Origin of the sequence: Acinetobacter sp. A2 (assembly GCF_012371325.1) — a bacterium.
Classification (GTDB): domain Bacteria; phylum Pseudomonadota; class Gammaproteobacteria; order Pseudomonadales; family Moraxellaceae; genus Acinetobacter.
In genome coordinates this window covers 1-4223 of the sequence record NZ_JAAZQX010000058.1, presented here as the reverse complement: position 1 = coordinate 4223, position 4223 = coordinate 1, and the positions used below count along the sequence as shown (strand labels likewise).

6 protein-coding genes are annotated in these 4223 nt (G+C 35.2%); 4 read left to right on the top strand and 2 right to left on the bottom strand.

Annotation, left to right across the window (positions count from 1 at the left end):
* Nucleotides 1-277: 277 nt before the first annotated feature.
* Entirely contained in the window at nucleotides 278-589 is a 312-nt protein-coding gene (locus HHA43_RS13030) for a BrnT family toxin (RefSeq protein WP_096902542.1), read from the top strand.
* Nucleotides 552-866, top strand: coding sequence for a BrnA antitoxin family protein (locus HHA43_RS13025; RefSeq protein WP_096902543.1), 315 nt, complete (start codon nucleotides 552-554; stop codon nucleotides 864-866). The genes HHA43_RS13030 and HHA43_RS13025 overlap by 38 nt, the downstream gene beginning before the upstream one ends.
* A 23-nt stretch (nucleotides 867-889) precedes the next feature.
* On the opposite strand, the gene HHA43_RS13020 is transcribed toward HHA43_RS13025, so the two are convergent.
* Together HHA43_RS13020 and HHA43_RS13015 are read right to left on the bottom strand one after the other, a co-directional pair.
* Nucleotides 890-1141 carry a hypothetical protein gene (locus HHA43_RS13020; protein WP_004969151.1) on the bottom strand — a complete coding sequence of 84 codons (252 nt, stop codon included), beginning with the start codon at nucleotides 1139-1141 and terminating at the stop codon, nucleotides 890-892.
* Between the two features lie 120 nt (nucleotides 1142-1261).
* A complete protein-coding gene (locus HHA43_RS13015; protein ID WP_171525740.1) occupies nucleotides 1262-1522 on the bottom strand; it encodes a hypothetical protein in 261 nt (86 codons plus the stop codon).
* A gap of 975 nt (nucleotides 1523-2497) precedes the next feature.
* On the opposite strand from HHA43_RS13015, the gene HHA43_RS13010 reads away from it, so the two are divergent.
* Nucleotides 2498-3475, top strand: a complete 978-nt coding sequence (locus tag HHA43_RS13010; RefSeq protein ID WP_168369452.1) for a hypothetical protein — start codon at nucleotides 2498-2500, stop codon at nucleotides 3473-3475.
* Nucleotides 3476-3855: 380 nt separating this feature from the next.
* Nucleotides 3856-4122, top strand: coding sequence for a hypothetical protein (locus HHA43_RS13005; protein WP_151205510.1), 267 nt, complete (start codon nucleotides 3856-3858; stop codon nucleotides 4120-4122).
* Nucleotides 4123-4223 lie beyond the last annotated feature (101 nt).

Sequence of the window (4223 nt, the reverse complement as noted above, 5' to 3'; positions counted from 1 at the left end):
CGCTTACATAGATATTAATGCTATATCAATTTTTTTGGAGGTCTTTGGCTTCCATTTAACATAATGGTGGTTATACGCAATACACTTGTATATTAGTATAAATATCAATGACTTAAAAATTTAGTCATGGCTAAGAAATCAGCAAAAAGTCGATTTTGAAACAAGTCGGCTTTTTTATGTTCGATTCTGTAAGCTTTTGCCAATAAAAAATGGAAGAACTTTGCAAAATTTACAATTTTGTATTAACATTTTTATATTAACAAAAAGCGATGCAACTATGGAAATTGAGTTTTCATGGGATGAGCATAAAGCAGAAATAAACCTTAAAAAGCATGGTATAGCTTTTGAAGATGCGACATTGGTTTTTTACGATGCTCATGCCTTATATAAACAGGATCGCTTTGAAAATGGTGAATATCGTTGGCAAGCGATAGGTATGGTACATGGGCAAGCTGTTTTATTGGTGGCCCACACAGTACAAGACCATAATGGGATGGATCATATCCGCATTATTTCGGCACGACAGGCAGAGAAAAAAGAGAGGAAACAGTATGAGCAAAACCGTTACGTACAAAGTAGATTTGAATAAACCTCCTGTTTTGTCTGAAGAACAAAAGGCAAGACTTGAAGCTCTGGCTAAACGCGCAGACAGTGAAATAGACTTTTCCGACATTCCTGAACTTGATGAAAGCTTTTGGAAAAATGCTGTCCAAAATCCGTTTTATAAGCCAACTAAACAAGTGACTACAGTACGCATTGATGCAGATGTCATGCAATGGCTAAAAGCACAAGGCAAAGGCTATCAGACACGTATGAATAAGATTTTACGTGATGCAATGCTGAATGATTTAAAAAATCACCCATAAAAACGGAGCTTAAGCTCCGTTTTTTACAAACTATTTTTAAGCTTATAGAATCTAAATTCGGGGTAAATTAAACCTATAATAAAAAGAATGGTAAATGCTATCCATAGAAACAAAGCCATAGCTCTAAGCTGTTCTTCATTCCATGAGCTTGATTCCATATCTAAGAAAAAGATACTCTTCCAGCCTTTAATATAATCAGCTCCACCCCATGAAATAATCCATTTGAACATTAAGCTAACTGCCAAATAAATAAGTACCCACACCCATGTAGACATAAATTACCTTATTATTTTTAATCACTTATTGGATAATTATAACTGATCTTAATAGTCTTATTTAACATAAAATCTCTTATGCGAAATTCTTATGTAACTCTAAAAAGCAATCTTGGTTCACTAAATTTCTATCAACTCAATAAAATCAAAATCTCTTAACATCCATGCTCTAAATTTTTTCTCATGCTCAACTGAGTAAATTACTAACTCAGGATCATCACTAAGCGTAATTGCTTTACAAAAACCAATCCCTTTATTTCCTTGATAACTAAACCGAATAAATTTTTGATATAAGCCAATAAAATCATCAAATGAAATAAAATTTTGCTTCCCCCTTAAAGCAAAAGATGATGGAACAACAGGTCTCTCAAATATAAACATAGAAAATCTCAAAACATTAATGCTCTTAACTCACTCAAGTTCCCATAGCCTTCGGGCAAGCCCTCTGGGCTGATGGTGAACGTTGAGTGAGTTTCGGCAATACTCACCCTAAGAGCCTGCAAAAAATTGCTTGCTCTTAAAGTATTGCCGAATACCAATTTGGGCTGACGGAGCCACGCATCGGTCGTCCACGACAGTAGGTAATTGTGCTTTCCTACATAGGCTGAGATTACGATTCACACACCGCATCGACACGTTCTCAAACCATTCAGTTTGCTTATCTCTGCGAGGGTTTCCCCAACATACAATTTAAAGCATCCCTGAACTACTCATCACGTTGTTGCTTTGTCGATTTCCCCTAGTAGCAACTCTTGCTTTAGTTTCTTATATCCCTAAAACAATCGCTGTGGTGCGCTAGCGTCGCTTAATCCTTCCACCCACACCACATGCCAACCGTATAAAACGGACACGCAGAAGCTGGCAAAACTCGATTAGAGATGCTTATTTGCTGAGCGAAAACATTTAATTAACGAAGACTTATCATTTTTGGGCTTGAACTAAACACTTTTTATTGTGAAAATAGAGCTCAGGTACAAGCCTTGTGTGAAATCATAACGGTCGCCAAACCTTATGATCTTCGTTATTCGATGTCTCACCATCAAATAACTGCGTACCGCTGAATATATGGGAAAAGCCACTTGTTTTACAAGTGGCTTTTTTTATTTCTGCCTAAAAATTAATTCCTTATAAACTCCTTGAAAAATCTCATATACAAAGAATCAATCACTTAAAATTAATTTACGAGTTTTTGCGATATTTACATAAAATATATTTACTATTTTTATATTTATCAGGTATTTATATTTAGTGTGATTCTATTTATTTTTATTGGCATCCTACAAGGTGCGTATGGTGTGTCCTAAAAAAATCGGTTTTCAACCGATTTTAGAGCGTCAACAAAATTAAGGTTTTCAAGTGATCAAAAAAAAAACAGCTTTCAATAAAAAAAAATGGCTCAGAAACCATTTAGACGACATCCTACGCCTGAAAAATGATGGACTGACCTATAACTCCATCATTGAATCACTCAAAAAAGAGCTAAAAATGCCGTTTGAGCTAAATGAATCACTCTTAAGTCACTATTTGAAAGAATTTGCAGAGAATGAATCATCGACCTTAAAAACCAAGACCTCACTGGTCAACAAAGTTGATCGGCAGAGGGATCGTATTACGCACCTCAACAATGAAATACAAAATCTAAAACGTCGCTTAGATCGTATGGCTGAGCGTGAAGTGAAGCTAGAAATCGCAAATACAAACCTAAAAGAACGTAATCGGATTTTAGAAAACAAGTTTTTAGATGGCGATGCACGCATAGAAGACCTTTTACGTTACAAGGGACTGCACAATTCAAAGTGGAAGATTGCAGAGCTAGAGCAGAAAAATGACGAACTATTCCAAACTGTTCTAATGCTTGAAAGACGTGCAGAAAGAGCCGAAGAACCTCTTGAGCAAGCACATGACCAAATTACACAGCTTGAGACTGAACTCTCTCAGATCAAAGGAGAATATGAAAAACTGAAGCAAAATCATCGACTATCCAATCAAAAAATTAAGCAAATTGAACTGACGATTAATTCCTTAAAAAACGAAAAACAGGCTCTAGAAAAACAACTTGCCGAAAAAGAAACACCTGTCATTCACCAAGACCAAGAAAAAATTGAGCAACTCACGCAGGAACGGCAAAAGTTTCTCCAAGAAAGAAACCAACTACAGATGCTCTCAAAGCGTCTAAAAAGCGATTTAAGCAATTCTGAGCATCAACTTAGGGAAATATCGCGCTTACTGCATGAAAGCCGAAATAACGCAAAACAGAAGGATTTATGGCGGGCTTTAGCAATCGGATTCGGTTGCTTGGCTGTGATCTTCTTTTTGATATTTATCTTCCTCTGAGACCGCATTTTATTTGGGCCATTATTTCAGTCCAGGAAGGCTGAAATTGGCCCGAATCAAATGCGGTCATTATTGTTTTTGGCTAAACAAAAGCGTGGAACATTGCTTAAATAATAGGCGTGGAACGTGAAAAGTCATAAAAAAAGCCCACCTTGGGGAAGATGGGCTATAAACTTTGAAATAAGTATATGAATTTCAAGGTAAATTATAACACGTTTCGTATAACGTGTATTATGTTAATTTTAGGAAAGCTACAAGATAGATTAGAGTCGATTTTTTCTCTTTTTAAATAAATAACAGATCAAAAAGAAATTAAACGTAAATAGGTAACCAATGAAGTATGATCTAAATCATGGATGTGAGTCACTAGGAGATAAGGAATGTCTACTCCTCTATGGATATTAATTTATTTAAGTCTTAGCTTGGTTTGTAAGTGGATTATTTCATGGGGTGGAGCAGATTATATAAAAGGATGGAAAAGTATCTTTTTTTTAGATATGGAAGCAAACTGGAGTGAAGAACAAGTACGAATGATGGCTTTATTCTTTTGGATTAGTTTTTCTATTTTATTTGTTATAGGTTTAATTTATCCAGAATTTAGATTTTATAGACTTAAAAATGACGTATACGAAATTCAACTAAAATAAAAAATAGCGATGGATTTCAGCAGACGCTTACATAGATATTAATGCTATATCAATTTTTTTGGAGGTCTTTGGCTTCCATTTAACATAATGGTGGTTATACG

Bases quoted from the DNA above. Each gene is read 5' to 3' on its own strand.
- HHA43_RS13015 (WP_171525740.1), bottom strand. From the start codon at position 1,522: ATGTTTATATTTGAGAGACCTGTTGTTCCATCATCTTTTGCTTTAAGG.
- HHA43_RS13005 (WP_151205510.1), top strand. From the start codon at position 3,856: ATGTCTACTCCTCTATGGATATTAATTTATTTAAGTCTTAGCTTGGTT.
- HHA43_RS13030 (WP_096902542.1), top strand. From the start codon at position 278: ATGGAAATTGAGTTTTCATGGGATGAGCATAAAGCAGAAATAAACCTT.
- HHA43_RS13025 (WP_096902543.1), top strand. From the start codon at position 552: ATGAGCAAAACCGTTACGTACAAAGTAGATTTGAATAAACCTCCTGTT.
- HHA43_RS13020 (WP_004969151.1), bottom strand. From the start codon at position 1,141: ATGTCTACATGGGTGTGGGTACTTATTTATTTGGCAGTTAGCTTAATG.